Origin of the sequence: Ktedonobacter robiniae (genome assembly GCF_016587375.1) — a bacterium.
Classification (GTDB): Bacteria; Chloroflexota; Ktedonobacteria; order Ktedonobacterales; family Ktedonobacteraceae; genus Ktedonobacter; species Ktedonobacter robiniae.
In genome coordinates this window covers 4,298,178-4,323,073 of sequence record NZ_BNJG01000001.1, presented here as the reverse complement: position 1 = coordinate 4,323,073, position 24,896 = coordinate 4,298,178, and the positions used below count along the sequence as shown (strand labels likewise).

The window sequence follows — 24,896 nt, the reverse complement described above, 5'->3', positions numbered from 1 at the left end:
TAACCCGATTGGATAAAATGTCATACAAACAGCACAACCATACGTTGCAATACTAGAAGCTTTTTTTTTAGTAGAGGTTGTCTGGGTGAAGAAAACACAAGAACAGGTTATCCGCCGCTTTTATAAGCAATTTGAGCAGGAGCGCTACCACTTTCTCGCTGCACTCTCGGGCATTGAAGAGAGCCGTGAGCGCGAGCACTATGCCTCGTTGCTGCTCTATCGCCTGCTCTTCCTCGCCTTCCTGCAACAGCGGGGCTTCCTGGCGGGCAATCCACGCTATCTCTTCGAGCAACTCCAGCAGACACAAGAACTCTATGGACCCGATACGTTCTACCACCACTTCCTGCTACCGCTCTTTCACGAAGGCCTGAGCAAAGCCCAACGCACACATGAGCTACTCGCACGCCTGGGTTCTGTTCCCTTCCTGGGGGGCAACTTCTTCGTGCCGCACGCCATTGAGCAGCGTTATCCAGCACTCCACCTTCCCGACCAGAGTTTTCAGCGACTCTTCGCCTTCTTCGATACCTACGAGTGGCAGCTTGACGCATCAGCCTCTGCTTCTGGCACGAAAGATGTCATCAATCCTGACATACTTGGGCATATTCTGGAACAATATGTCAATAAACAGCAGATGGGGGCCTACTATACACACGACGATGTGACCTCCTATATCGCACGTTATACCCTGCTCCCCTATCTACTACAAAAAGTCGCGCAACAAGCACCCGAATCCTTCTTGCCATCATCGCCTCACTGGCAACTCCTGCGCACACAGCCAGAGCGCTATATCTATGCCGAGATGGGGTGCCAAACAGAGCTTCCCGGCGAAACAGCACAGGAATACACACAACGTCAGGCACACTATACACATCTCTTGCATACGCTCAAAGCGGGCGAGATTCACACGTTTGATGCTTGTATCACTCACAACCTGGATATACAGCTCTTTGTACTCGATCTGCTCACAGTGTCGTTTCCTCTGCAACTGGTACGCACTTTTTATACAGAACTCTGCCAGATCTCGATTCTCGATCCCACCTGCGGCTCAGGGGCCTTTCTCTTCGCAGCCCTCAACGTATTAGAACCACTCTACGAGGCGTGTCTCTGCCGTCTCAGTGGACCTATTGCTGTACAGCAGAAATATGACCTGCTCAAGACCATTATCACGCGCAACCTGTATGGTGTCGATCTCATGGAGGAGGCCATTGAGATTTGCACACTCCGCTTCTTTCTCAAACTGCTGGCGCAGCTTCAAGGCGTGGAAGGTATTGAGCCTCTGCCCGCACTCCAGCAGAACCTACATGTGGGTAATGCGCTGGTAGGCTATGTTCATGCTCCAGCAACTTATCCGAATCCGCAGGCACCGCGCGAACTCGACTATGCCCTGGCTGCGACATATGGCGTTAATCCTGCTGATGACGAAGCCTTTGCCCGCTGGCGTGCCAGTCACCAGCCTCTCCACTGGTGGGCCACCTTCCCCGAGATCCAACAACAGGGCGGCTTCAGCATCATTCTGGGAAATCCTCCCTACGTAGAGTACGAGGCGCGTAAGTTCGCCTATCGCTTACCACGCTACGAAACAGCCGCCTGCGCCAACCTTTATCCCTGTATTATCGAGCGCAGTGTCCAGCTTCTCGCTCCAGGTGGCAGGCAGGGCATGATCCTGCCCCTGGCGGCCTTCGCCACGCGCAATATGCTTCCCTTCTTGCGAGGCTTTAAACGCTGGTTTCCCACAAGCTGGCTCTCGTTTTATCACTTCCGGCCCGCCATGCTCTTTGGTGGTCATAAAATTGCCAGCATCCCCACCGCCATCTACCTGGCGCGCGCCAGCGGACCAGAGCGACGCTTCAGCACAAATATACGTAAATGGAGCACGGAACAGCGCCCGGCCCTCTTCCCTACGCTCGCTTACAGTCCTGTCACCGTGAACACTGATGCTGCAAACCCTCATTACTATCCAAAGTTCGGCCACGCCAGTGAGAACGCGATTCTGGCTAAGCTCCTACGACAAGAGACAATTGAGCGCTACCTCTCGCCCCAGCCCAATCAGAATTGTATGTACTATCGCTCGGCTGGCGGCCTGTACTGGAAGGTTTTCATCAACTTTCCCTGGCCCTATCACACCACATCCAATAAGTATTGTTCTTTTCAGGCGCCTTACCACCGCGATGTCTTCGTGGCACTTCTCAACAGCTCGCTCTTCTGGTGGTACTATACCGTCACGTTTGATACCTTCAACCTCAAAGACTATATGCTCTTTGGTTTTCGCTTTACCTATCCCCAGGATCCCCAGGTGGTTGAGGCCTTGTGCCAGCTCTGTGCGGATTTAATGCAGGACTATCGCCACAACGCCCTCCATCGCCGCCGGGGGCAGACCGGCAGCTATACCGTCTATGCCAAAAAAGCTAAGCCGATCATTGATACCATAGATGCACTCCTGGCCCAACATTATGGCATGACAGAAGAAGAGCTGACCTTTATTCGCACCTATGACCTTAAATATCGCCTCGGCTCCGAAGAGCAGGAGCTTCTTCCCTCCTGATAACAAGCGCGCCACTTCATGCACAAGAAATGCCTTAAGCTCACGTCTTTGCAGTGTAAAGCTCTGAAACTATTTTGTGGTACACATCACAGGGAAACTGTCATATTTTTTACTTCAGAACCCAACAATACATGGTACCATATGAAGTGGAGTTCTTATTCAATTCCACTTTTGACGTCGCAAATTGCATTTTATATACACAGAGAAGGACTTTTCATTTCTATACATACCCTGCTAGCAACCAAGCAGAGAAAAGTAGAGACTACACGATGATGCATTGCAAACATTGTGGTATACTTAATCCCGCCGAAGCAGATTTCTGCGGGAATTGTGGAAAAAGCCTGGATCAGCTCGCCAGCGACGACTTTACCAGGCAGCATAATCCTGTCCTGCAAGCTGATGCCCTGACCCAGATTTCGGGTCCGCACACACCCATTTCCGCGTCTAATCCGGTGACTCCTCCCCCGGTCTACACCACGCCTCCCACTACGCCTATTACACCCATGTATCGCCCAACCCCTTTTCCAGCGTCAACACCCGAGGAGGAGGAGGAGCGCCGTAAACGCGCAGCCCTCCTCGGTCTCCCCTTGATGGGCGCGGCATTTGAGCAAACACCCAACAATGTTCCTACTGTCCAGGGTACGCCCAGCCAGCCAGGCATACCAGGTGCCAACGGGACGCCAAATATGCCCTCACCCATGAGCAACATGCAGGCAGGACTGATGCCAGGTCCTGGTGGCAATTTCACCCCTGGAGGGCTCCCAACAGTGGCCCAGCCACCCATTTCACTACCACCACCCGTCTATACACCACCGACATCATCGCCTCAACCAGGCCCTCCTGGCTCGCCTCAGCCAACCACGCCCCCAAGCCACCCCGGTTGCCTCTCCTGGCTGCTAATCGCGCTTACCGTGCTCGTGATTCTGGCCAGCATCGGAACCCTCGGGCTAGTGCTCTTTACCCCCGCCCTCAGCCTGGATGGAGCTTCGGTCGTGCGGGTCGGCAATACATATCAACTCTCAGGGCAGGGCTTCCTCCCCGGAACCTCGGTTACACTCACACTTGATGGCAACACACCCATTCTGTTTGCCGCTGGTTCACCCCCTGGCAGCCTACGACAGACAAATATGCTGGCTGGAAACGTTCTTTCCACACAACATCCAACGCGTGGAAGCAATACACTGAACGTCAGCGCCCTGGGAACCTTTAAGGTCTCACTCCATGTTGACAATACCTGGCATCCAGGTAAGCATACCATTCAGGCCAGTGGCAACTCAGTCCAGCACACAGCCTCACTTGAAGTGACGGTGACCCAGAATGGTGTTCACCTCCCAACTCCAACCACCACTGTGACCAGCACACCCACTGCCACGGATACTCCTGTTCCTACAGATACACCCGCGACCACGGATACTCCTGCGTCAAACCCACCCGTCCTGGACATCGTCAACCCTGCCAGCGTCTCACTAAGCGCAACCGCTGGTAGCAACCAATCGACAACCGCTACGACCACACTCACTACCCGCGGTAGTGGAACGCTTACCTGGCAATCCAGTTGGAACGCCTCCTGGCTCAATGTGTATCCCTCGCAGGGCCAGATTGAAGCTCCAGGCACACAGACAATTCAAGTAAGTGCCAATGCCAGCCAGTTAAAAGCCGGAACCTATACTACCTCGGTCGTCTTCTCTAGCCAGGCCAGTTCCAGCTACAGCACGCTTACCGTCACGCTTACCGTCAAAGCGGCAACCGTCGTTTGCATCAATGCCTCTCCTACCTCCATTGCCATGAAGAGCGTCAATGGCGGCATGGATCGCGCGCAGATTACGCTAACCAATTGTGGTAACGTAAGCTCCGATTGGAGCGCAACCAGTTCTGCCACCTGGCTGAATCTCTCACTATCCTCTGGTACACTGAGCGCGGGGCAGCAGACGACAACACTTGCAACTGCTCCCAATAGGGTCCAATTGAAAGACGGAACATATACCGGCTACCTTACCTTTACCAGCGGCTCAAAGCAAGTCACGGTAACCGTAACGCTCACCGTTTCAACAATCATTACCTGATAGGACGCTTGAGCACGAAAAGCTCGACAATGATAGAATAGAAGAGAGAGTTTGGTGATGTGGATGTGCAGGGGGCAGCCCTTGGCCGCTACCCAGCACACCCATACCACCAATCAGAGTGAGCGCCTCAGGCGCGAGACTGCTGTTTCGGGAGTTATAATGCCACAAGATGCACTCATTGGCACACAGATCGAAGCCTATCAGATAAAGGCAGCCATTGGCGAGGGCGGCATGGCACGCGTCTACCGTGCGTATCACGATCGCCTGCAACGCGATGTCGCGCTCAAAGTGATTCTGCCACACCTGCTCGACCAGGGACAGCACCAGGATAAGGCGGAGTTCATCGAGCGCTTCAAACGCGAGGCCCTGCTTATCGCCAAACTGGAGCACCCCAATATTGTGTCGGTCTATGACTTCGGCGAGGCCCGTATCCAGGGCGAGACGCTGACCTACCTGGTCATGCAGTATGTCGGTGGGGGAACCCTACGCAGCTATATGCACGATGGGCAGCCCGTTGATCCACGACGCGCGACACGCTATATCCTCCAGATGGCGCGCGCCCTCCATCACGCCCATCTCCGGGGCATCGTCCACCGCGATATCAAACCTCAGAACATGCTTGTCTCCTCCAGCGACCAGAATCACCTGCTGCTCTCAGACTTTGGCATCGCCAAACTTTTCTCTACTCATGATGAAGCGCCACGCGCGACCCTGGCTCAGGCACACGCCAACCCGGCTCTGACGCAGATAGGCCAAATCGTCGGGACAGCGGCATATATGGCGCCAGAGCAATTTAACGAACAGCCTGTGGATGCACGCAGCGATATTTACGCGTTGGGTGTGGTGCTTTATCAGATGCTTGCGGGCCAGCGCCCTTTCCAGGCCGAAAACTTTACCGGTTTTCAATACCAGCACACCTTCCAGCCGCCTGCCCCCATTCGTGTCACCAACCCCCAGGTTCCCGAAATCCTGGAGCAGATTACCTTCCGCGCACTCGCCAAACGCCCCGAGCAGCGCTTTCAGGCCGCAGAAGAGATGGCCGATGCCCTGGAGCAGGCTCTGACAACGCTCTCGCAGCCCTCATCGGCGATGCCGCAGCTCTCCTCTAATGCCTCGGCGCTTACCATTCCCTCGCATCTATCCGCCAGGGCCACTCAGCCCAGCTATTCCACGGCTCAGGCGCTGCCGTCCTCGCCCGGAGCCTATATTCAGGCGGGGGCGCTCACCACGCCTCAGTATCAATCGCATCGCACGCCCGTAACCGGTCAGGGTGCCATGCCACAGACCAATTCCTACCAGGCTCCCCCTCAGACACACCAACCACGTCGCACGCCCGCCTTCAAGCTCTCTACAGTCATGACGGTTATTTTCATTCTGCTTGCCATCGTGCTTGTGGCGACTAATGTCCTCCCTCGCCTGGGTGTTAGTCTGGGCTGGCCGACCTCACCTTCCACCCAGGGCGTCCAGGCCTTTACCGACACCTTCAAATCCAGCGACAACCCCCATGGCTGGCCTGAGGGGGATCTCAATGCAACCACGGGCTCGCTATCAAGCACTGGCTATAACCTCGCCGTGCATGATAGCAACACTCACTTTCCTGCCCCTCAGGCCAGCGGCACGCTGCCAGATAACTTTACCTGGACCGTCACCCTCCACCAGGAAGCCGGAACCCAGGAGCGCTTTTATGGCATTGCCTTCCATCTCTCCTACTCTGGATCAAATGTCCAGTCCTGCTACGCCCTCATCATCGACGGAGAAGGTGGTCTCATGGTCCTACGCTATGACAGCAATAACGGTATCCCTACGCCTAACACCCTTTGGAGCAGCACTGCTGTACAAGCTATCCACACTGGCCTCAACGCAGATAATACACTCCAGGTCATCGCTCATGGCAGCATCTATAGCTTTAAAGTCAATAACACCCCCATCACTCTTGCCAACCATACAACCAGTATCAGCGATAGCCACTATACGGCAGGCCAGATAGGCCTCCTGGTCACAGGCAAAGCCAATAACCAGGACCAGGAACCAGGCTACGTTGCGACCTACGCCCAACTCACATTGCCTTAGTTGTAGAATCCATGCTGGCTCAACTGTGCCATCTGGCAATTTGCACAGGCTGCGCACTTTCGCTATAATGCTGAAGATTATACACATCCAACGTACGTACACTAGCTCTACCGTTTTTGTAGCTCATCCTCGCTTAGAGAAAATATAGCCATATCGCTTATGCTCACATTACAGGAACAACTGCAAGATGCCACCGAACTGCTCCAGGTCTCACGCCGCGTCGCAGTCTTAACGGGCGCGGGCATCAGTACCGAGTCTGGCATCCCCGACTTTCGCGAGCCTGGCTCCATCTGGCGCGCCAACCCGCCCGTAAGCTATCGGGACTTTATTAACAGCGCCGAGGCGCGCCAGAAATATTGGGCGACCCGGCGCCAGTTGCGCCACCAGATGGGCACCGCACACCCCAACGCAGCGCATCTCGCCCTGGCCGACTTAGAGCGTTTGGGGCTGCTACTGGGATTGATTACGCAGAACTTCGATGGGCTACACCAGGACGCGGGCAATGCCCCCGAACGCGTCGTGGAGATGCACGGGACCTCACGTATGGCTAGCTGCACCTTGTGTGGAGCACGTTCGTCCATAGAGGCCTTGCAACAGCGCATCGACGATGGCGAGCGCGATCCCCAATGCCCTCTCTGTGGCGGCTATTTGAAGGCGGCAACTATCCTCTTTGGCCAGCGCGTACCCGAAAGCGAGCTTAGCCGCGCCAAGGAATATGCTACACAGTGTGATCTCTTTATGGTTATCGGCTCATCCCTGAAAGTAACGCCTGCCTCCACGCTTCCACGCATTGCGCTACGCCGCAACGTGCCGCTCATCATCATTAATCTCGAGCCTACCACGCTCGATACTTACGCTGATGTCGTCATTCACAAGAAAGCTGGCGATACACTCCCGCCTCTTGTAAAGAGCCTCGCTCCTGATGCATAATCAGGCGAGGACACTTCATACAGGGAGAGGATTTGACCATGCAAGCAATCTCATTGGCCTATGGCTCAGAATCTCAGCAGTTTGGGGAGCTTTACGTACCGCCAGGGCCGGATTCACACCCGGTTGTGGTGCTTATTCACGGAGGATTCTGGCGCGCCCCTTATGACCTCACACTAATGGAAGGGCTGGCCCAGGACCTCGTCGGTCATGGTATCGCGGTGTGGAATATTGAGTACCGGCGCGTTGGCGATCCAGGAGGAGCCTGGCCGGGGACCTTGCAGGATGTGGCCGTTGCAACGGATTATTTACGACCCATTGCTCCAACCTACGCCCTCGACCTGGACCGCGTCATCTCGGTGGGGCACTCGGCTGGCGGGCACCTGGCCCTCTGGCTGGCGGGCCGCTCACACATAGCCAACACCAGTCAGCTCTTCAGGCCCTCACCACTCCGGCTTACTGGTGTTATCAGCCTGGCAGGCGCCAGCGACCTGGAGCTTGTCTGGAAACTCAATCTGGGAAAAGGCGCCGCCGCTGAATTATTGGGAGGCGGTCCCGCCGAGGTAGAGGAACACTACGCCAGCGCCTCACCTACGGCCCTCCTCCCATTCCAGATTCCACAGGTGCTGATTCATGGCGACGCGGATGACTGTGTCCCCCTCTCCGTCAGCCAGGAATACCTGCGCCAGGCCCAACAGGCAGGCGATATTGCCCGCCTGGTTGAACTATCAAATACTGATCATTTCGAGCTGATTGATGCTAAATCGCAGGCCTGGACGCGTACACGCGAGGAAATACTTGCCTTGCTCAAGTCTCCTGGCAAAACCAAATAAAAGTTAGAGGAGCAGAAGCACTCGCCTCTGCTCCCCCTTATTTCGCGGGCTTGGCCTCTAATCCCGCCTGCGAGGCATAGATGTTATAGGTCATCCCATCCGCTGGTAGAAACACAGCCGTGCCATAGGCGGCCTCTACAAAAGGTGAACTCCACGCCTGCTTGTACACAGTCTTGAAGAATTGTCCATCGCCCCCGTTCAATTCATAGACGGAACGCTCGCCCTTCGCCTCCAGGTTCACGTCCTCATAGCGGCCCTCCAGACGCGTCAGCTTATAGCCCGAGTGCAGCCCAAAGAGGTTCAACCAGCCGGGGAACTTGAGCATATTGCCCTCGAGCATCCACTGGTCACCCTTCACCAGGTACGTCTTATCGGCCGTGGTATTGCCGTGCTGGTCGTACTGTGTTAGCTCGAGGCTCATTAAGTGCGGTATGCCTTCAATCGTGGTCGCATGCACACGCCCAACCTGGATCTCACCCGTCAAGCCCAGATAGCTCTGCGTCAACGAGGTAATCCACAGGATGCCTACAGCCAGCAGCAGCAGCAGCACACCACCAATGCCTCGCCCCGGCCTCATATGTCGACGCCTACGCTTATAGCGACGAATTCCCTCCTCATCCACATATTCAACGACACGCCGACCTCCCGCCAATCCCATCAGCGAGGAGATTAAGAGCACCAGCCCACCCACAAACAAAATGAAGAGTAGAATCTGCGGCAATCCAATTTGTACAGGATATTCCATTAGCCTGCCTGCCTCCCATAAATTTGACCTTGTATCTTACGACCTGCGTATTTTCGTGTAATTACTACATCGCTTACATACTATACGATTATATGGTTGCTTTCAATTCAGCGTCTTGCCCCACAGGAATTTTCATTTCCCTTCCTGCTCTTGTCTCGGAGTAAGGGGTATGGATGAAAAACAGCTTTGCCGTTTTCACCCATACCCCTTACTCCTGAGCGCCACAGGCACGAAGATTCATGCAGCGGCCATGAAACGGACTTAACATAGAAGCTGAACTATTATATAGTACGTCTGTGTTATTGCCTGGCTTATAAACATCATTAACACGTATTAAAATTCTCTATGAACTCCATACTCATCCAAAGACATAAGTATTTTTGTAGCCTGTTTTAGTCTCTCATTCGTTTATGGAGTAGGGGAAGAAATGCCGCAGTTCATAGCAAGGCCCTCCCCTCTTTATCGCTCGCGATTACAGCATTCGAGATGGAGCAAAACATGTCACAACCACAAGCTATTATCTTTGACCTTGATGGTGTGTTAACCGATACCTCTGAATATCACTACCAGGCCTGGAAACACCTGGCCGATGACGAGGGCATTTCCCTCACGCATGAAGAGAATGACGAGCATCTGCGCGGTGTGGGGCGCCGTGAATCGTTGATGTATATCATCCGCGGTCATCAGTATTCCGAGGACCAGATCCAGGAGATGATGGAGCGCAAGAATCGCTACTATCACGCCCTCATTGAGCGCATGACCCCCAAAGAGATCGTGCCTGGCGGCGTGGCGCTCCTCGAAGAGATCAAAAGCGCGGGCATCAAAGTTGCGATTGCCTCCGCCAGCAAGAACTGTCGCCTGGTGCTTGACCGTCTGCAATTGACCAGCTACTTCGACGGTATCGCCGATGGCAACTGCGTGGTAAACGGCAAGCCCGCGCCCGACATCTTCGTCTATGCCGCGGGACTCGTCAATGTGTTTACCCCCAACTGTATTGGTGTTGAGGATGCCGATGCTGGCATTCAAGCTATCAAGGCTGCGGGCATGAAGGCGGTCGCTATTGGACCCGCCTCACGCTTTCATGGCCCTGATAAGGTCCTCCCCAACATGGAGAATAAACACTTAAAAGACTTACTCGTTGAGTAACTATCATGACGTCTATAAGAGGAACCCAAAAAGCAACACAAGGGTATGTCTGCCACCCACATGGTAGGGATTGGTTAGGGAAAAGAAAGAGGATTTTCGTGAATCACTGGCACATCAACGAGGACGCGTTCGATCCAACACTCAAAAAGGTGCTGAGCCAGGAAACCGTCTTTACGATTGGTAATGGCTATTTCTGCACACGTGGCACGTTCGGGGAAGGGTATCCTCGCAATAATCCCGCGACCCTCCTCTATGGCGTCTTCGATCATATTCCCATCGCCAAGGAGGAACTCGCCAACGCCCCCGATTGGACCTTGATCCAGCTCTTTCTCAACGGCGAACGCTTTCGCCTTGATCGCGGCACCATCTTAGATTATCATCGCTCGCTTAATCTTCGCCAGGGATTGCTCAAGAGCAACATCCTCTGGCGCAGTCCCGCTGGCATCGAAGTGCGCGTTACCAGCGAGCGTTTCGCCAGCCTTGACGATGAACATGTAGGCGCCATTCACTATAGCGCTACCCTGGAACAAACGCCACAGGGCCAGCCCTGTGAAGTCGCTATCATCGCGACACTCAATACCGCCGAGGGCAACTACGACGTCATGCACCTGGAGACCGTCGACCAGGGCAACACCGATGACCTCCAATGGCTACATTGCGAGACCAAGAAGACGCTCGTACAGATTGTTATGGCCACAACCTTCCAGAGCGAGACACCCAACTTTAGCAAGGAGTTGCTCAACTCAGATATCGCACCCGCCATCCGCTACAGCGGTACGCTCGAACCTGGGCAGACCTTCTCGGCCGATAAACTGGTCGTGATCTATACTTCGCGGGATGCCACCGATGATCCCCGCACAGCAGCCATTCAGCATCTCCAAAAGCTCCAGTATGATATAGAGTTCCCGTATGATCAGCTTCTCGCCAATAACCGCGAGGCCTGGAGTGCTTTCTGGAATCGCGCTGACATTATCATTGAGGGCGACGAAAAGGCCCAGGTTGGAACACGCTATAATCTGTATCAACTGCGCATCAACGCCTCCTCCCATGATAGTCGCTATAGCGTGGCAGCCAAGGGCATGACTGGCTTTGGCTATCGTGGACATGTCTTCCACGATACTGAAATCTTTATGCTGCCTTTCTATACCTTTGTCATGCCAGAGGTGGCACGCAACCTGCTGATCTATCGCTATCGCCTACTCGATGCCGCGCGCCAGAAGGCGGCCAGTAATGGTTTCCAGGGCGCCCAATTCCCCTGGGAGAGTACCTTGAGTGGCGAGGAGACAACTCCTAGCTCCATCATTCATCCTGAAACGGGCGAGGTCATTCCCGTCCTCAACGGCTTTATCGAGATTCATATCACCGCCAGCATCGCCTATGCCACCTGGCGCTACTGGCGCGTGACCGGCGATGATACCTTTATGGAGAAGTTTGGCGCCGAGATCCTGCTCAGTAGCGCTCTCTTCTGGGTCAGCCGCGTGGAAGAAGACCCCGAAAAAGGCGATTATGTGATTACGGATGTGATCGGTCCCGATGAGTGGCACGAGCACGTCAACAACAACGTCTTCACCAATTTCATGGCCCGACAGAACATCAAATATGGCCTGGCAGTGTTGGAGTGGCTACAACAACATCACCCGGAGAAGGCGGAGCAGCTTGCACACCAGCTCGAACTGACAGAGCAAGACCTGGCACACTGGCACGAGGTGAGCAATAAAATTCGCCTCCCACGAGATCCTCAGACCAGCCTCTTTGAGCAGTTTGATGGCTTCTTTAATCTGGAGCCTCTCGATCAAAGCAAGTATCACGGTCGCAAGGATTCCTACCAGGGCCTTCTGGGCGTCCACGCGATCCAGAAGTACCGTATCATCAAACAGGCCGATGTGCTTATGCTGCTGACCATTCTCACCGAAGAGTTTGATGAGCAAACCAAGCGCGTCAACTGGGACTACTACTATCCCATCACCGATCATGACTATGGCTCCTCACTCACACCCGCGCTCCACGCCATCCTGGCCAGCGAGCTCGATGAGACGCAAGCGGCCTACCAATTGCTGATGAAGGGCGTGCTGGTGGATATCGAGAACCTGCGTGGCAACACGCCAGAGGGGATCCACGCAGCCTGCGCGGGCGCGGTCTGGCAAGCCATCATCTTTGGCTTCGCGGGCCTACGCATCAAAGACGACCAGATACACATCAATCCCCATCTCCCCGAACGTTGGACGCGTCTGGCCTTCACTGTTCAATTCAGAGGTCAGACCACGCCCTTTGATATCCATTCCCGAAGCAAACGTTCTCGGTAAGTGTGGGTGTGCTGCGGCGCGGGCTAAGCCCGCGCCGCAGCACACCCACACTTACCTCTCTGCGAGCGCCGCAGGCGTGAGAAGTCAAAAGCCAGCACAGATCGTGAAGCAAGCTTCTATGCATGAGCCTATCTGGCCGCCTCATGACTTTTAGAATACTGGAAGAAATAGCCTGGAAAACTCTTGACAACGGCCCCGCTATCATGTATTATTCACACCGTGCTAAGTCGATGGCAGCGTACCTGCCCCGCAAGCATCAAAAGTCCGGCGCATTCGTCTAGTGGACTAGGACGCCGCCCTCTCAAGGCGGAGATCACGGGTTCGAATCCCGTATGCGCTACCATACGTTTCCCTGAGGCAAGGGAGAACCCCTTGTCTTCTTTTTTTGCTTACACTAATCACCCAGTGGTGATACGCTCTGGCGCATTCGTCTAGTGGACTAGGACGCCGCCCTCTCAAGGCGGAGATCACGGGTTCGAATCCCGTATGCGCTACCACTTCAATAAACAAAGAGACAAGGGCATTAGTCCCTTGTCTCTTTGCTATGTATGGCAGATTTTGCTATATTTACTATGAGCTTTCCTGGGGAGGCATCTTCGGTTTTACTCACCCGGTCTCCCCATAACCAAAACCCAGGCCCTTGGAGGACTGAAAGGATCTCTTATGTATAAAAAACTCTTATTTGTGATGGTTTGCCTCTCACTCTTCACCGTCATTATCGCCGCTTGTTCCATCAAAGAGCAGGTCGAAGCTAGCACCAAGGTAAAGATGGGCTCAGCCAACTTCATCGACACAACAGTGACCGTCAAAAAGGGTGATAGCATCGCCCTGGTCGATACCGTCAGTGGTCCCCATGTTATCAGCAATGGCACCTGGCAGGGCAATAAAGCCAAAGCTGGAGCAGAGCCCGGAGCACCTAATATTGGCACTATTAACTTCGCGGGCAATGATTCGAAAAATATTGGGCCATTCACAACCGCTGGCACCTTTGAGTTCTACTGTACTATCCACCCAGGAATGAATTTAACGGTAAAAGTAGTCTAAGTCAGGCACTCCATCACAAGACAAAAAGCATAGGTGGAATATCTTCTCTCCTCTTTGGGATGCAAGATATTCCACTTTTCTTTTCCACAGAGCATACGTTCTCCTCTTATGCATCTCTTCCAGATAAACCATGTTCTATCTAGTACTTTTATGGTACGTGTTACACAATTCTCACCATACACATCGTTTAGTATGTTATAATCACGAGAAAAATCTCCTGCGTCCCAGTTGAGCGCATAGCGCTCTTAAGAACTTGACCGCAACGTGCATATAAGCAAATTTAAAGATAAAGGTTAATGATTTATGGATGCACCACATATACCAGCACCAGATCCAAACAAGCAGCCAAAACTTTTAGCGAGGGCCTCACTCTATTTCAAAGGCGCGGTCGTCCTCTTCCTCGTGATATTTACCACCATCATTGCCGCCTGTGGCGCACCTGACAATAGCATGAGTGCGAACGAAAAGCCCCAGGTAACAGTCACCATCGATCCTAACCATATCCAGAAACAAGTTACCGCCTCACCCACACCCGGCTACTGGTGCGGCGCCTGGGCCACTCAGACCTCGCCTGCCTATAACGCCGATCCGCAGCAAATGACCCTGGGCATCAATGCCAAGTTTACCAAGAATTCTGGTGGCAACCCTCAGGGCGTCGCAGGCGCTACGGCCACCGCCATCATCCACTGGGGCGACGGTCTATCTGGTACTGCCACCGGCACAACCTCTAGCGACGGACTCGTCGTTATCCCTATCTCCACCGCCGGACACGATAGCGCGGTTGGAAAGACCTCTATCGTCACCATTGACTTTGCAGGACCAGACGGCTCACACTGCTCGGTCGGGCAAGATCGCGCGGCCTTCTTTAGCCTGACCAAACCAACTGTGACACCTTCTCCCTCGCCCACCCGACCCACCAATCCAGGTGGTCCCGGCGGTCAGCCAACCGGCACCCCTAAGTTTTGTCCAACCATCACAATCCCAAATGTGACCCCCCCTGCCTGCCCATAAGCAATATGAGATGTTAAAGCGTAGCATACAAAAGCAAGCATTGTCGCATTGACAATGCTTGCTTTTGTATGCTACGCTTTTTTCAGGCTGCACGAACCTCCTTTTTAAGGCTTTTTCTCTCGCTCGTCAGCGAGTAAGAACACTCAAAAAGTAGGGCGCAACCTCCTAACGAGAGGCCAGTTTGTCAATCGCTCGATCCCTGTTTCTCTGTGTTTCAATGTATTTCTTTCACTACACTCAGGCTCCTCTGGCTTCTCCTTGTGCATTTTTCGTATGGAAACCTGGCCCCAACATCTATAAGTGGGATAAAAGGACAGTTGACGTTTAACCCGTCATGGCTCAACACTATGTTACATCTACCGGTAGCAGTTGTGCTGCACACTGTAGCCTGAAGAGTTCGTTCTAGGCCAATCCTGTACACTAATAGCAGGTCCTACACGACATAGTCATCCCTGTTTCTAGACGAAAAACATACCTTACTCCTGAGTAGCCTCCGGGCTGCTCACTCTCGATATCGTTCTATATGTTCGCAGACTTTGTACACTTGTGTCTATGCGCTCCAGATACCTGGCGCACACACAACTAGACTCAGATGGAGGACCATCGATGGCGATGAAACGCGCAATCACAGTCACGGTAAACGGGAAACAGTATCACTCTGAGGTCGAGCCTCGCACACTCCTGGTTCACTACCTGCGTGATGCCCTCGACCTTACCGGCACCCATGTCGGCTGTAACACTTCTCAATGTGGCGCTTGCATCGTACATGTCAATGGAGAAGCGGTTAAATCATGTACCGTCCTGGCAGTCCAGGCCGATGAATGCGAGGTCACAACAATTGAGGGCCTGGCCCCCAGCGAGGACAATCTCCATCCCATTCAGGAAGCCTTCTGGGAGAAACATGGCCTGCAATGCGGCTTCTGCACACCAGGCATGATTATGGCCACCGCCCAGCTCCTCAAGCGAAACCCTCACCCTTCCGAGGAAGAGATTCGCAAGGGTCTGGAAGGCAACATCTGTCGCTGCACTGGCTACCAGAACATTGTACGCGCCGTCCAGGCTGCCGCTGAAGCCCTGGAGACTCGGGCCTCACAGCCGGTGAGCACCGGCGACTAGGCCCCTTCCCACATCGATCTCAGGCCCATCGCATTGCGTTTCTCATAGTGGAGAAAGGATGTAACTATTTATGGGTATTGCTTCTATGCTTGGTACGTCAATTAAACGACGTGAAGACCCCAGGCTGATCACTGGCCAGGCTACCTATGTGGATGACATTAAACTCCCAGGGACGCTCCATATGGCCGTTGTGCGCAGTCCGTATGGTCACGCCCGCATTCTTAGCATTGATACGTCAGCAGCCCTGAAACATCCTGGCGTCGTCGCCGTTTATACCGCTGAAGATATTAAAGGCAAAGTGGGCAATGTTCCAATCGCGGTCCCCGTGGGCCATATTGCTAATGGCATGGGCGTACGCGGGCCACTCGCGGAAGGCAAGGTACGCTTCTATGGTGATCCGGTGGCGGTCATTGTCGCGGAGAACACCTATATTGCCCGCGATGCCGCCGACCTGGTCGAGGTGGACTATGATCCCCTCCCCGCAGCCATTGATATCGAGAAGGCTATGCAACTTGGCGCCCCCTTGCTCTACGAAGAGTTTGGCACGAATGTGGCTCAGAATGTGAAGCCGCCTACCGATGAGATCGACAAAGTCTTCGCCGAGACTAAGGCCAATGGTGGCATCACGCTGAAATTCCGCCTGGTCAATCAACGCCTCGCCCCCGCCTCGATGGAGACTCGTGGTGTACTCGCGGAATACCGTAAGGCGAATAAGACGCTGACTGTCTGGAGTTCTTCGCAGATTCCCCACCTGTTGCGCAACATTCTGGCCTCTCAGTTAAATCTCCCGCAACACCAGTTGCGTGTGATCGTGCCAGAGGTGGGAGGCGGCTTTGGCTCCAAACTCAATGTCTATCCCGAGGAGACGCTAGCTGCCTATATCAGCATGCAACTCGGACGCCCCATCAAGTGGATCGAGGATCGCAGCGAGAATCTGGCCACTACTGTCCATGGACGCGACCAGGTCGATTATGTAGAAGTTGCCGCGACGCGTGAGGGCAAGGTTACCGGCCTTAAGGTTCATGGCATCTCTGACCTGGGAGCCTATAGCCAGCTCTTTACGGATGTGATCATGACCGCCTTTGGCTTTCCCGTCGCTGGCGGCTCCTATGATATTCCCCACATCTATCTCAGTAGCGATGTCGTCTTTACCAACAAGGTACCGACCGATGCCTACCGTGGCGCCGGTCGACCCGAGGCGACCTATGTGGCTGAGCGTGCCATGGATATGGTAGCGTACGCTCTGCATAAAGACCCCGCCGAGATCCGCCTGCTCAACTTCGTCAAGCCGGAACAGTTCCCCTACAAGTCCGCGACAGGAGCCGTCTACGACTCCGGCAACTACCAGGGTGCGCTTGCGAAGGCCATGGATATCATTGGCTATAAAGAGCTACGCGAGGAGCAGAAGCGCAAGCGAGCCGCTGGCAAGTTTATGGGCATCGGCATCTCATCCTACATTGAGATCTGCGGCTTCGGTCCCAAAGGTTCCGCACCTGTGGGCCTCTATGAGAGCGCGCGCGTACGCGTTGAACAGAACGGGACCGCGATGGTGTATACTGGGGCCTCCCCGCACGGCCAGGGCGAGGAGACGACCTTCGCACAGATCGTGGCCGACGAGTTTAGCATTCCCGTTGAAAACGTCATGATCCTGCACGGCGATACCGACTCTACACCCGAGGGGCGCGGTACCTATGGCAGCCGCACCACCGCCGTCGGTGGTTCAGCCGTCTTCAACGCCGTACAGAAGCTTAAAGAGAAGATGAAGCTCATCGCCTCGCATATGCTTGAGGCCAGCCCTGGAGACATCTCGCTTGAAGATGGGAAGTTTAGCGTCGCTGGCTCCCCACAAAAGGCCGTCTCCTTCGCCGCGGTGGCCGCGGTGGCGCATACCTCAAATACGCTCGCCCCTGGCATTGAGCCTGGCCTGGAGACAACCGTCTTCTTCGAGCCTGATGCCTGTGTCTTCCCTTTCGGTACGCATATCTGCGTCATCGAGATCGATCAGGAGACCGGCGAGCCGCAGATTACACGCTTCGTGGCCGTGGATGACTGTGGACGCCAGCTCAATCCCATGCTCGTTCAGGGCCAGATTCACGGCGGACTCGCCCAGGGTATTGGGCAAGCACTGTGGGAGAGTGTAGAATACAGTGAGGATGGACAGCTCCTCACCGCGACCTTTATGGATTACGCGATGCCCGCCGCCGAGGGCTTCCCACCCTTTGAACTCGATCACACCGTCACACCCAGCCCGGTCAATCCCCTGGGTGTCAAAGGGGTCGGCGAGGCTGGCACCATTGGCTCGACGCCCGCGGTCGCTGCCGCTATCGCGGACGCGCTCAACGTCGACCACGTTGATATGCCCTATAAACCCGAAAAGTTGTGGAAGATCATCCACCACCAACAAGGATAAAGCGTGCTAGCTGAGGAACTCTGGTCAGAAGTGGCAGCGTTCCTCGGCCAACATACACAATATACACTCAAGAGGAGATACGAGCAGTATGTCGATACCAGCAGTCTTTGATTATCATCCCGCGAAAACGGTGGATGAGGCCCTTGCCCTCCTGCAACAATATGGCGACGAGGCCAAGGTGCTCGCGGGCGGCCATAGCCTGATTCCAGCGATGAAACTGCGCCTGTCCCAGCCCGAGCATCTGATCGATATCAGCAAGATTCAAGAGCTAGCCTATATTCGTGAAGAGAACGACGTGATTGCAATCGGCGCGCTCACCACCTATACGCAGGTCGAGTACTCTGACCTCCTGCGCCGCGTCTTCCCGCTCATGCCCGAATGCGCCTCGCATATCGCGGACCAGCAGGTACGCAACCGCGGTACCATCGGCGGGAGCATCGCCCACGCCGATCCCTCCGCGGACATGCCCGGTGTGATCCTGGCCCTGAAAGCCGAACTGGTCATTCAGGGACCCAGCGGGAAACGCACCGTCTCGGCAGATGAGTTTATCCTGGGTACATTCGAGACCGTCCTGGAGCCCAATGAACTCCTCGTCGAGCTGCGCTTCCCCAAACCTGCCGCCAAGACTGGTAGTGCTTATACCAAGCTCTCCAACCGCGCCTCGCATTACGCGATCGCAGGCTGCGCCGCCGTGCTCTCACTCGACAGCGATAACACCTGCTCAGCCGCCAGCGTCGTTGTCACAGGCGCCGCCATGCAGACCGCCCGCGCCAGCGCCACCGAGTCGGCTCTGATCGGCAAACAGCTTACCAGCGAAACCATCGCGGAAGCCGCCAGCCATGCCGCCGAGGGCCTGGAACTGGTCGGAGACATCCACGGCTCCCCCGAGTACCGCCGCCAGATGGTCTCCGTTATGACCCGCCGCGCCATCGAGCAAGCCCTGGAACGCGCGTAAAGCCAGAGGGAAGAAGCTACTGACCTCGCGAGGTCAGCAGCTTCTTCTTTACTCAGATCTCAATTTCTTCCAGGCCTCTGACGAATTATCCCTCTTCCAAAATTCATGGATCTTGCCATTCGCAACACGCACAGTCGTGGCACCCTCCATTTCTATGCGCTTTCCCGTTGGCTCTCCCATACCTGGTCCAGTATGTGTTCCCCAGCAGCGATATCGCATGAGCACGTTCTCACCCTCGTCACCAATCTTATAAACGTCTATCTTCCAGTCTGGGAAGGCGGTAAACGTATCGCGAATAGCTTGCTTGTAACGCTCTCTATGTGGCTGCCCATTATCATCCGGCAGTTCATGGTTATAAAAATCTTCGGCCAGCAGTTCATCAACGACACTTTCATCTGCGTCATTCCAGGCACGCTCATAGAATTGACGCGCGATATCTTTATCTCCTCGTGCTAACTCTGTAGTCACATTTTTACTCCCTGTATCTTACTATTTTGCTCAATCTTATTTTACCGTCATTCTGAGCATTGGAACAAACAGCACGCGGCATGTAACGTATATCCATATACTATATATGTGACTATAAGCAAAAGAAAAACACAAGGGAAAGGAGAGCTGAAATGTCCTATAAATCGGCGCTCTCACTTATTCGTGTCCTCGTGGGACTGCTTTTTGTTGCGCATGGAACACAACTGCTCTTCGGCTGGTTTGGCGGAGATGGCCTGGCTGGGACCATTAAGCTGACTGAGACACTCGGGCTACGCCCTGCGCCTTTCTGGGGACTACTAGCTGCACTGGGCCAGTTTGGCGGCGGCCTCCTGCTCCTGCTAGGACTCCTTCATCCTCTTGGGGCCCTGGCGGTTATGGGTGCAATGTTAGTGGCCATTCTCAAAGTTCACCTGACACATGGCTTCTGGATTGCCAGTGGTGGCCTCGAATATGCACTCTTGCTCTTCTTGCTCGCAGGCATTCTCGGGCTGGCAGGCCCAGGCTCGTATGCCCTCGACAATCGCCTCTCACTCAGGCTTCCACGTCCACTAAGCTTTTGGGCTGGGCTAGCAGCCATGATCCTGGTCATAGGTATCGGTATTGCGTCGTCCAGCACAGCCTAATGGCCTACTACGGCTTGAAGAAGGCTACTTACTACCTAAAGTACATGCCTCTAAGCAGCTTCCAAGCCCCCAGTGGAGGCGCGTACGTAAGTAGCCCTCTTCATTGTATAATGTAGAAGATCAATATCAAACGGAAAGAAGAGTAATATCCTTATGCGCGATATTCGCATCGAACGCTGGGCCAAAACCCTGGTTCAGTACTCCCTCTATATCAAACCCGGCGACGTGGTCGCTATTCAATCGACTCCCCTGGCTGCCCCTCTTATTTCAGCAGTCTATGAAGAGATTCTACGCGCGGGAGCCTACCCCGTTCCGCTGATCCAGCTTGAAGAACTGGACGAGATCCACCTACGCGAGGCCAACGATGAGCAACTCTCCTGGCTCTCGCCTGTCATGCCCGCCCTGGCCGATAAAATCACTGCCCGCCTGAGTATTATGGCCAGTGGCAATACCAAGGCCATGAGCAATATCGATCCCGCGCGCCTCTCCAAACGCCACCAGGTTGGTCGTCAACTTATGAGCACCTACCGCCAACGCGAGCAGGAGGGAAGCTTCCGCTGGAGCCTGACCCTCTACCCAACCACGGCCTACGCTCAGGATACCAATATGTCCCTGCGCGAGTTTGAAGAGTTCGTCTTCGACGTCTGCTTCCTCAATGATGAAGATCCCGCTGCGCGCTGGAAAGAGCTTTCCAAGCGGCAGCAAAGCCAGGTTGATTGGCTGAAGGGGCATAAGAAGGTGCATGTCGTAGGTGAGGGGACAGATCTAACGCTCTCCATTGAAGACCGCATCTTTATCAATAGCGATGGCAAACGCAATTTCCCCAGCGGCGAGTTCTTCACTAGTCCGGTTGAGAATAGCGCCAACGGCGTTATTCAGTACGACATCCCCTCTACATATGCTGGTCGCCCCGTCAATGGTATTCGCCTCGTATTCAAGGATGGCAAGGTCGTCGAGGCCACGGCGCGCGAGGGCCAGGATATCCTGGAGAATATGTTGAATATGGACGAGGGCGCGCGCTACCTGGGCGAGTTCGCCTTTGGCAATAATCCTCGCGTCACCCGCGGGACGCGCAATATCCTCTTCGATGAGAAGATGGGCGGCACCGTCCACCTGGCCCTGGGTGCGTGCTATCCCGAGACTGGCGGCCTCAACAAGTCGGCACTCCACTGGGATATGATCTGCGATCTGCGCCAGCAAGGCGAGGTCTGGGTCGATGATACTCTCTTCCTCAAAGATGGCAAGCTCCTCATCAGCTAAATTAATTCATAAGTGATGTGAGGATGTCCCACCCATCGGCGACGGGTGGGACATCCTCACATCACTTACTAACTGCATGCCCAGTTCCCTCTTGCTGTCTATATTTCTGCTACAATACTGTACATAATCACATTTTTTGCCAATTATGGCGGACATAGCAAGAATAGTAACCTGGAAGTACTCGTCTTGCCAGCCAAGGGAGGATTGCAGATACATGCGGGACATCTTATTTGGACACCCCGCCGGGCTCCTGGGGCGCCTGGGTGGAAGGATCATGGCACGCCAGAATCAGCCTCTCTACACCTGGACGCTCTCGCTCCTGCCCGTTCAAACAAGCGATCATGTGCTAGAGGTAGGTTTCGGCTCGGGGGAGGCCATCCATTTGCTGACAAAGCAGACGCAGGCCGCTCTCATCGCGGGCGTCGATGCCTCCCCAGCCATGCTCAGTATGGCGAAAAAACGCAATGCCGCCGCCCTTCTCTCCGGGCGCGTGCAATTGGAGCAGGGAAGCGCCGAGCAACTTCCTTTCGCAGACGATACCTTCCACAAGGCCTTTGCCATTAACTCCGTTCAGCTCTGGAGCGACCGCAAGGCCGCTATTCGCGAGTTGTACCGCGTACTACGCCCCGACGGAATGCTTGCACTCACTCTCCAGCCACACAACGCCAAAACAGATCAGGATTTCAAGGCCATCGGCGAACAACTCCTCTTCGACCTGACTCAAATTGGCTTCTTCAATACCGAACTCCAGATCAAGGAGCATACACCCACCAACATTCTCTGCGCTCTAGGGCGCAAGTGAGAGTTCGCTTCCCTTGCAGACAGGCATTCGCATAGCTTAGAATACAACTATCACCTCGAACGCATATGTGCTTCGCTGTAGTTTCCCTAGGAACTTACGCGGAAACCTGAGCGCGCTTCCCCCATTCGGGGACCCCCTAACCCCCATTCGGGGGCAAGCGGTGGCACGGCAAGCGCGCTCAGATTTCCGCAAGGTAGTAGCTGGAGGCCTTTCTTGGAGCAGGAACATCTTATCGAGACCACTCAGAACACCACGGCAAACGCCTCGTCGCTTGCCTCAATTGAAGACGTCCAACGGGCCATGTTCGCCCAGAACTATATAGCCGACCGTAGCCTCGCCACAACCGTCTTCCTCGCGCTCAAGCGTCGCAAGCCGCTTCTGCTGGAAGGCGAACCCGGCGTGGGCAAAACCGAGATTGCGAAGGTCCTGGCCTCCCTTCTCGATACCCACTTGATCCGCCTGCAATGCTATGAAGGCATCGATGTCAGTACCGCCGTCTATGAGTGGAACTACACGCGCCAGATGCTGCATATTCGTCTGATGGAGGGCGGCGCACAGGGTCGCCAGGATGAACTCAAAGAGATCTTTGGACCAGACTTCCTTCTTCAGCGCCCGCTGCTCCAGGCTATCAGCCCGACCAATGCCAAACAGCCAGTGCTCTTGATCGACGAACTGGACCGCAGCGATGAAGAGTTTGAAGCCTACTTGTTGGAGTTGCTCTCCGACTTCCAGATCACGATTCCAGAGATCGGCACCATTCGCGCCCAGGAGCCACCCTTCGTCATCATTACCTCCAACCGCACACGCGAGATCCATGACGCGCTCCGCCGCCGCTGTCTCTACTACTGGATCGATTACCCCACACTGGAGAAAGAGTACTCCATCGTGCGGGCACGCATGCCCGAGGCTCCTGAGCAGCTGGCTCGCCAGGTCTGCGCCTTCGTGGGGGAGATTCGTAGCATGGACCTGTATAAAGCTCCTGGCATCGCCGAGACCCTTGATTGGTTAAGCTCACTCCTTGCACTACATCAGCTCGAACTCGTTGAAGGTACAGTACGTGATACGCTGGGCGCGCTTCTCAAGTACCAGGACGATGTGCTCAAAGTCGGAGGCGGCGGCGAGCTCAGCAAGGTCATTCGCAAAATTGTAGGAGTGTAGAGGCATGCAAATCGAACCCCAGAACAATGGTACTCAGCAGGCAGCCATCGCCGCGCCTCTGCGCCCGATTGATCTTGAGCGCGGCGAGAAACTATTATATCGCCTGACCGAGTTTGGCCGCTTGCTCTGGGAAGTGGGTATCCAGGTCGGGCCACGCCAGATGATTGACCTGGCCGAGACGCTGAATCTAGTGGATATTACCCGCCCGGATGACTTCTACAACACGCTTAAGTGTAGCCTGCTCACACGTCACGAGCAGGAGCCACTCTTCGAGCAGATGTATCAATACTTCTGGTTTGTGCGCGACAATCCCAATCAGAAAAAATCTGACAAGGGCCAGCAGGTCAAGCGCGAACAGCGCCAGTTGCGCCTACCGCCTTCTGAACGCAAGCGCCTGGCTGAGCATATGAATGCCAAAGAGCAACACAAGGATATGGCGCGCGATCCGCGTCAATCTGAGCGTAAGCCCTCTACAAACGCGCGCGACCGCAACAAGGACGACAACGACCTGGGAGATCCTCAGAGCGGGGCCTATAGTGCCATCGAGCGCCTGCGCCAGAAAGACTTCGAGAACTACTCCTGGGAAGAGGTGCAGGAGGCCAAACGCTTGATGGCCGAGATGCGCTGGAATCTGGGCATGCGTCCAACACGCCGCAAGGCCCCCCGGCGTCGCGGCTCCTATCCCGATATGCGCCGTATCGTGCGCCGCAACCTGAAATATGGCGCGGAATTGATCGAACTGACCTGGCGCGAGACGAAGCGCAAGCCTCGTCCCCTGGTGATCATCTGCGATATTAGCGGCTCCATGAGCCTCTATTCGCGCTTGCTGCTGCACTTTATCCATACGATCTCCAATGGACTGCAAAATGTGGAGGCCTTTGTCTTTGGCACACGCCTGACGCGGGTCACGCGCCAGCTCAAGCGCCGCGATGTCGATGAGGCGGTACACGATGTCTCCAAGCAGGTGCAGGACTGGTCGGGTGGCACACGCATTGGCGACGCTTTGCACTACTTCAATCATCACTGGTCTCGGCGCGTGCTGGGACGAGGCGCGGTCGTGCTCGTCATCAGTGATGGCTGGGACCGTGGCGAGGCCGATACCCTACGCGCGGAGATGGATCGCTTACAACATAGTTGCCATCGCCTGATCTGGCTCAATCCCCTGCTGGGCTCACCCGATTATCGGCCTCTTACCATCGGCATGAAGACCGCCTTGCCCTATATCGATAACTTCCTGCCCTCGCATAACCTGGACAGCCTGATCTCGCTGGGTAATACGCTCTCAAGCATTGATGATAGCCGTCCACTCCGCGACGCCTACAGCAGACGTAAGGCCGTGGAAGCCTGGACCAGGCGTAAGATCTAACAGTAACATAATCACGCCACCCTCTTTGAAAGG

19 protein-coding genes and 2 tRNA genes are annotated in these 24,896 nt (G+C 54.8%); 19 read left to right on the top strand and 2 right to left on the bottom strand.

Annotated elements, in window-relative coordinates:
* Window positions 1-85: 85 nt before the first annotated feature.
* The 5 genes from JMJ04_RS18015 to JMJ04_RS17995 all read left to right on the top strand — a co-directional run bounded on the left by JMJ04_RS18015 (window position 86) and on the right by JMJ04_RS17995 (window position 8,435).
* Entirely contained in the window at window positions 86-2,542 is a 2,457-nt protein-coding gene (locus JMJ04_RS18015; protein ID WP_201371827.1) for an Eco57I restriction-modification methylase domain-containing protein, read from the top strand.
* Window positions 2,543-2,811: 269 nt separating this feature from the next.
* Window positions 2,812-4,605: a zinc ribbon domain-containing protein gene (locus JMJ04_RS18010; protein WP_201371826.1), complete on the top strand. Its 1,794-nt coding sequence runs from the start codon at window positions 2,812-2,814 to the stop codon at window positions 4,603-4,605.
* Window positions 4,606-4,764: 159 nt separating this feature from the next.
* Window positions 4,765-6,675: a serine/threonine protein kinase gene (locus JMJ04_RS18005; RefSeq protein WP_201371825.1), complete on the top strand. Its 1,911-nt coding sequence runs from the start codon at window positions 4,765-4,767 to the stop codon at window positions 6,673-6,675.
* A 159-nt stretch (window positions 6,676-6,834) separates the two neighbouring features.
* Entirely contained in the window at window positions 6,835-7,605 is a 771-nt protein-coding gene (locus tag JMJ04_RS18000; protein WP_201371824.1) for an SIR2 family NAD-dependent protein deacylase, read from the top strand.
* Between the two features lie 38 nt (window positions 7,606-7,643).
* Complete coding sequence (locus JMJ04_RS17995) at window positions 7,644-8,435, top strand: alpha/beta hydrolase family protein (RefSeq protein ID WP_201371823.1); 792 nt, start codon at window positions 7,644-7,646, stop codon at window positions 8,433-8,435.
* A 37-nt stretch (window positions 8,436-8,472) separates the two neighbouring features.
* Here JMJ04_RS17995 and JMJ04_RS17990 read toward each other — a convergent pair whose 3' ends face one another.
* On the bottom strand, window positions 8,473-9,180 hold the full coding sequence (locus JMJ04_RS17990) for a hypothetical protein (RefSeq protein WP_201371822.1): 708 nt from the start codon (window positions 9,178-9,180) through the stop codon (window positions 8,473-8,475).
* Window positions 9,181-9,678: 498 nt separating this feature from the next.
* Here JMJ04_RS17990 and pgmB point away from each other — a divergent pair, with 498 nt between their 5' ends.
* The 9 genes from pgmB to JMJ04_RS17945 all read left to right on the top strand — a co-directional run bounded on the left by pgmB (window position 9,679) and on the right by JMJ04_RS17945 (window position 19,165).
* Window positions 9,679-10,326, top strand: a complete 648-nt coding sequence (gene pgmB, locus JMJ04_RS17985; RefSeq protein ID WP_201371821.1) for a beta-phosphoglucomutase — start codon at window positions 9,679-9,681, stop codon at window positions 10,324-10,326.
* Window positions 10,327-10,424: 98 nt separating this feature from the next.
* Complete coding sequence (locus JMJ04_RS17980; protein WP_201371820.1) at window positions 10,425-12,629, top strand: glycoside hydrolase family 65 protein; 2,205 nt, start codon at window positions 10,425-10,427, stop codon at window positions 12,627-12,629.
* A 266-nt stretch (window positions 12,630-12,895) separates the two neighbouring features.
* A tRNA-Glu gene (locus JMJ04_RS17975) sits at window positions 12,896-12,972 on the top strand.
* 77 nt (window positions 12,973-13,049) lie between these two features.
* Window positions 13,050-13,126: transfer RNA gene (locus tag JMJ04_RS17970), tRNA-Glu, on the top strand.
* 166 nt (window positions 13,127-13,292) lie between these two features.
* Window positions 13,293-13,673 carry a cupredoxin domain-containing protein gene (locus JMJ04_RS17965; RefSeq protein ID WP_201371819.1) on the top strand — a complete coding sequence of 127 codons (381 nt, stop codon included), beginning with the start codon at window positions 13,293-13,295 and terminating at the stop codon, window positions 13,671-13,673.
* 303 nt (window positions 13,674-13,976) lie between these two features.
* Window positions 13,977-14,684, top strand: coding sequence for a hypothetical protein (locus JMJ04_RS17960; RefSeq protein ID WP_201371818.1), 708 nt, complete (start codon window positions 13,977-13,979; stop codon window positions 14,682-14,684).
* A 606-nt stretch (window positions 14,685-15,290) separates the two neighbouring features.
* On the top strand, window positions 15,291-15,800 hold the full coding sequence (locus JMJ04_RS17955; RefSeq protein WP_201371817.1) for a (2Fe-2S)-binding protein: 510 nt from the start codon (window positions 15,291-15,293) through the stop codon (window positions 15,798-15,800).
* A gap of 70 nt (window positions 15,801-15,870) precedes the next feature.
* Window positions 15,871-18,210 (top strand): xanthine dehydrogenase family protein molybdopterin-binding subunit, encoded by a 2,340-nt coding sequence (locus JMJ04_RS17950; RefSeq protein ID WP_201371816.1) that lies wholly within the window; start codon window positions 15,871-15,873, stop codon window positions 18,208-18,210.
* Window positions 18,211-18,298: 88 nt separating this feature from the next.
* A complete protein-coding gene (locus tag JMJ04_RS17945; protein WP_201371815.1) occupies window positions 18,299-19,165 on the top strand; it encodes an FAD binding domain-containing protein in 867 nt (288 codons plus the stop codon).
* Window positions 19,166-19,213: 48 nt separating this feature from the next.
* On the opposite strand, the gene JMJ04_RS17940 is transcribed toward JMJ04_RS17945, so the two are convergent.
* Entirely contained in the window at window positions 19,214-19,633 is a 420-nt protein-coding gene (locus JMJ04_RS17940; RefSeq protein WP_201371814.1) for an ester cyclase, read from the bottom strand.
* A 152-nt stretch (window positions 19,634-19,785) separates the two neighbouring features.
* On the opposite strand from JMJ04_RS17940, the gene JMJ04_RS17935 reads away from it, so the two are divergent.
* The 5 genes from JMJ04_RS17935 to JMJ04_RS17915 all read left to right on the top strand — a co-directional run bounded on the left by JMJ04_RS17935 (window position 19,786) and on the right by JMJ04_RS17915 (window position 24,863).
* Window positions 19,786-20,277: a DoxX family protein gene (locus tag JMJ04_RS17935; protein WP_201371813.1), complete on the top strand. Its 492-nt coding sequence runs from the start codon at window positions 19,786-19,788 to the stop codon at window positions 20,275-20,277.
* A 153-nt stretch (window positions 20,278-20,430) separates the two neighbouring features.
* Window positions 20,431-21,537 (top strand): aminopeptidase, encoded by a 1,107-nt coding sequence (locus JMJ04_RS17930; RefSeq protein WP_201371812.1) that lies wholly within the window; start codon window positions 20,431-20,433, stop codon window positions 21,535-21,537.
* Between the two features lie 214 nt (window positions 21,538-21,751).
* Complete coding sequence (locus JMJ04_RS17925) at window positions 21,752-22,339, top strand: class I SAM-dependent methyltransferase (protein ID WP_201371811.1); 588 nt, start codon at window positions 21,752-21,754, stop codon at window positions 22,337-22,339.
* Window positions 22,340-22,639: 300 nt separating this feature from the next.
* Entirely contained in the window at window positions 22,640-23,497 is an 858-nt protein-coding gene (locus tag JMJ04_RS17920; protein ID WP_420799486.1) for an AAA family ATPase, read from the top strand.
* Window positions 23,498-23,501: 4 nt separating this feature from the next.
* Window positions 23,502-24,863 (top strand): vWA domain-containing protein, encoded by a 1,362-nt coding sequence (locus tag JMJ04_RS17915; RefSeq protein ID WP_201371809.1) that lies wholly within the window; start codon window positions 23,502-23,504, stop codon window positions 24,861-24,863.
* Window positions 24,864-24,896: the final 33 nt, after the last annotated feature.

Bases quoted from the DNA above. Each gene is read 5' to 3' on its own strand.
- JMJ04_RS18010 (WP_201371826.1), top strand. From the start codon at position 2,812: ATGATGCATTGCAAACATTGTGGTATACTTAATCCCGCCGAAGCAGAT.
- JMJ04_RS18005 (WP_201371825.1), top strand. From the start codon at position 4,765: ATGCCACAAGATGCACTCATTGGCACACAGATCGAAGCCTATCAGATA.
- JMJ04_RS18000 (WP_201371824.1), top strand. From the start codon at position 6,835: ATGCTCACATTACAGGAACAACTGCAAGATGCCACCGAACTGCTCCAG.
- JMJ04_RS17995 (WP_201371823.1), top strand. From the start codon at position 7,644: ATGCAAGCAATCTCATTGGCCTATGGCTCAGAATCTCAGCAGTTTGGG.
- JMJ04_RS17990 (WP_201371822.1), bottom strand. From the start codon at position 9,180: ATGGAATATCCTGTACAAATTGGATTGCCGCAGATTCTACTCTTCATT.
- pgmB (WP_201371821.1), top strand. From the start codon at position 9,679: ATGTCACAACCACAAGCTATTATCTTTGACCTTGATGGTGTGTTAACC.
- JMJ04_RS17965 (WP_201371819.1), top strand. From the start codon at position 13,293: ATGTATAAAAAACTCTTATTTGTGATGGTTTGCCTCTCACTCTTCACC.
- JMJ04_RS17960 (WP_201371818.1), top strand. From the start codon at position 13,977: ATGGATGCACCACATATACCAGCACCAGATCCAAACAAGCAGCCAAAA.
- JMJ04_RS17955 (WP_201371817.1), top strand. From the start codon at position 15,291: ATGGCGATGAAACGCGCAATCACAGTCACGGTAAACGGGAAACAGTAT.
- JMJ04_RS17950 (WP_201371816.1), top strand. From the start codon at position 15,871: ATGGGTATTGCTTCTATGCTTGGTACGTCAATTAAACGACGTGAAGAC.
- JMJ04_RS17945 (WP_201371815.1), top strand. From the start codon at position 18,299: ATGTCGATACCAGCAGTCTTTGATTATCATCCCGCGAAAACGGTGGAT.
- JMJ04_RS17935 (WP_201371813.1), top strand. From the start codon at position 19,786: ATGTCCTATAAATCGGCGCTCTCACTTATTCGTGTCCTCGTGGGACTG.
- JMJ04_RS17930 (WP_201371812.1), top strand. From the start codon at position 20,431: ATGCGCGATATTCGCATCGAACGCTGGGCCAAAACCCTGGTTCAGTAC.
- JMJ04_RS17925 (WP_201371811.1), top strand. From the start codon at position 21,752: ATGCGGGACATCTTATTTGGACACCCCGCCGGGCTCCTGGGGCGCCTG.
- JMJ04_RS17920 (WP_420799486.1), top strand. From the start codon at position 22,640: ATGTTCGCCCAGAACTATATAGCCGACCGTAGCCTCGCCACAACCGTC.
- JMJ04_RS17915 (WP_201371809.1), top strand. From the start codon at position 23,502: ATGCAAATCGAACCCCAGAACAATGGTACTCAGCAGGCAGCCATCGCC.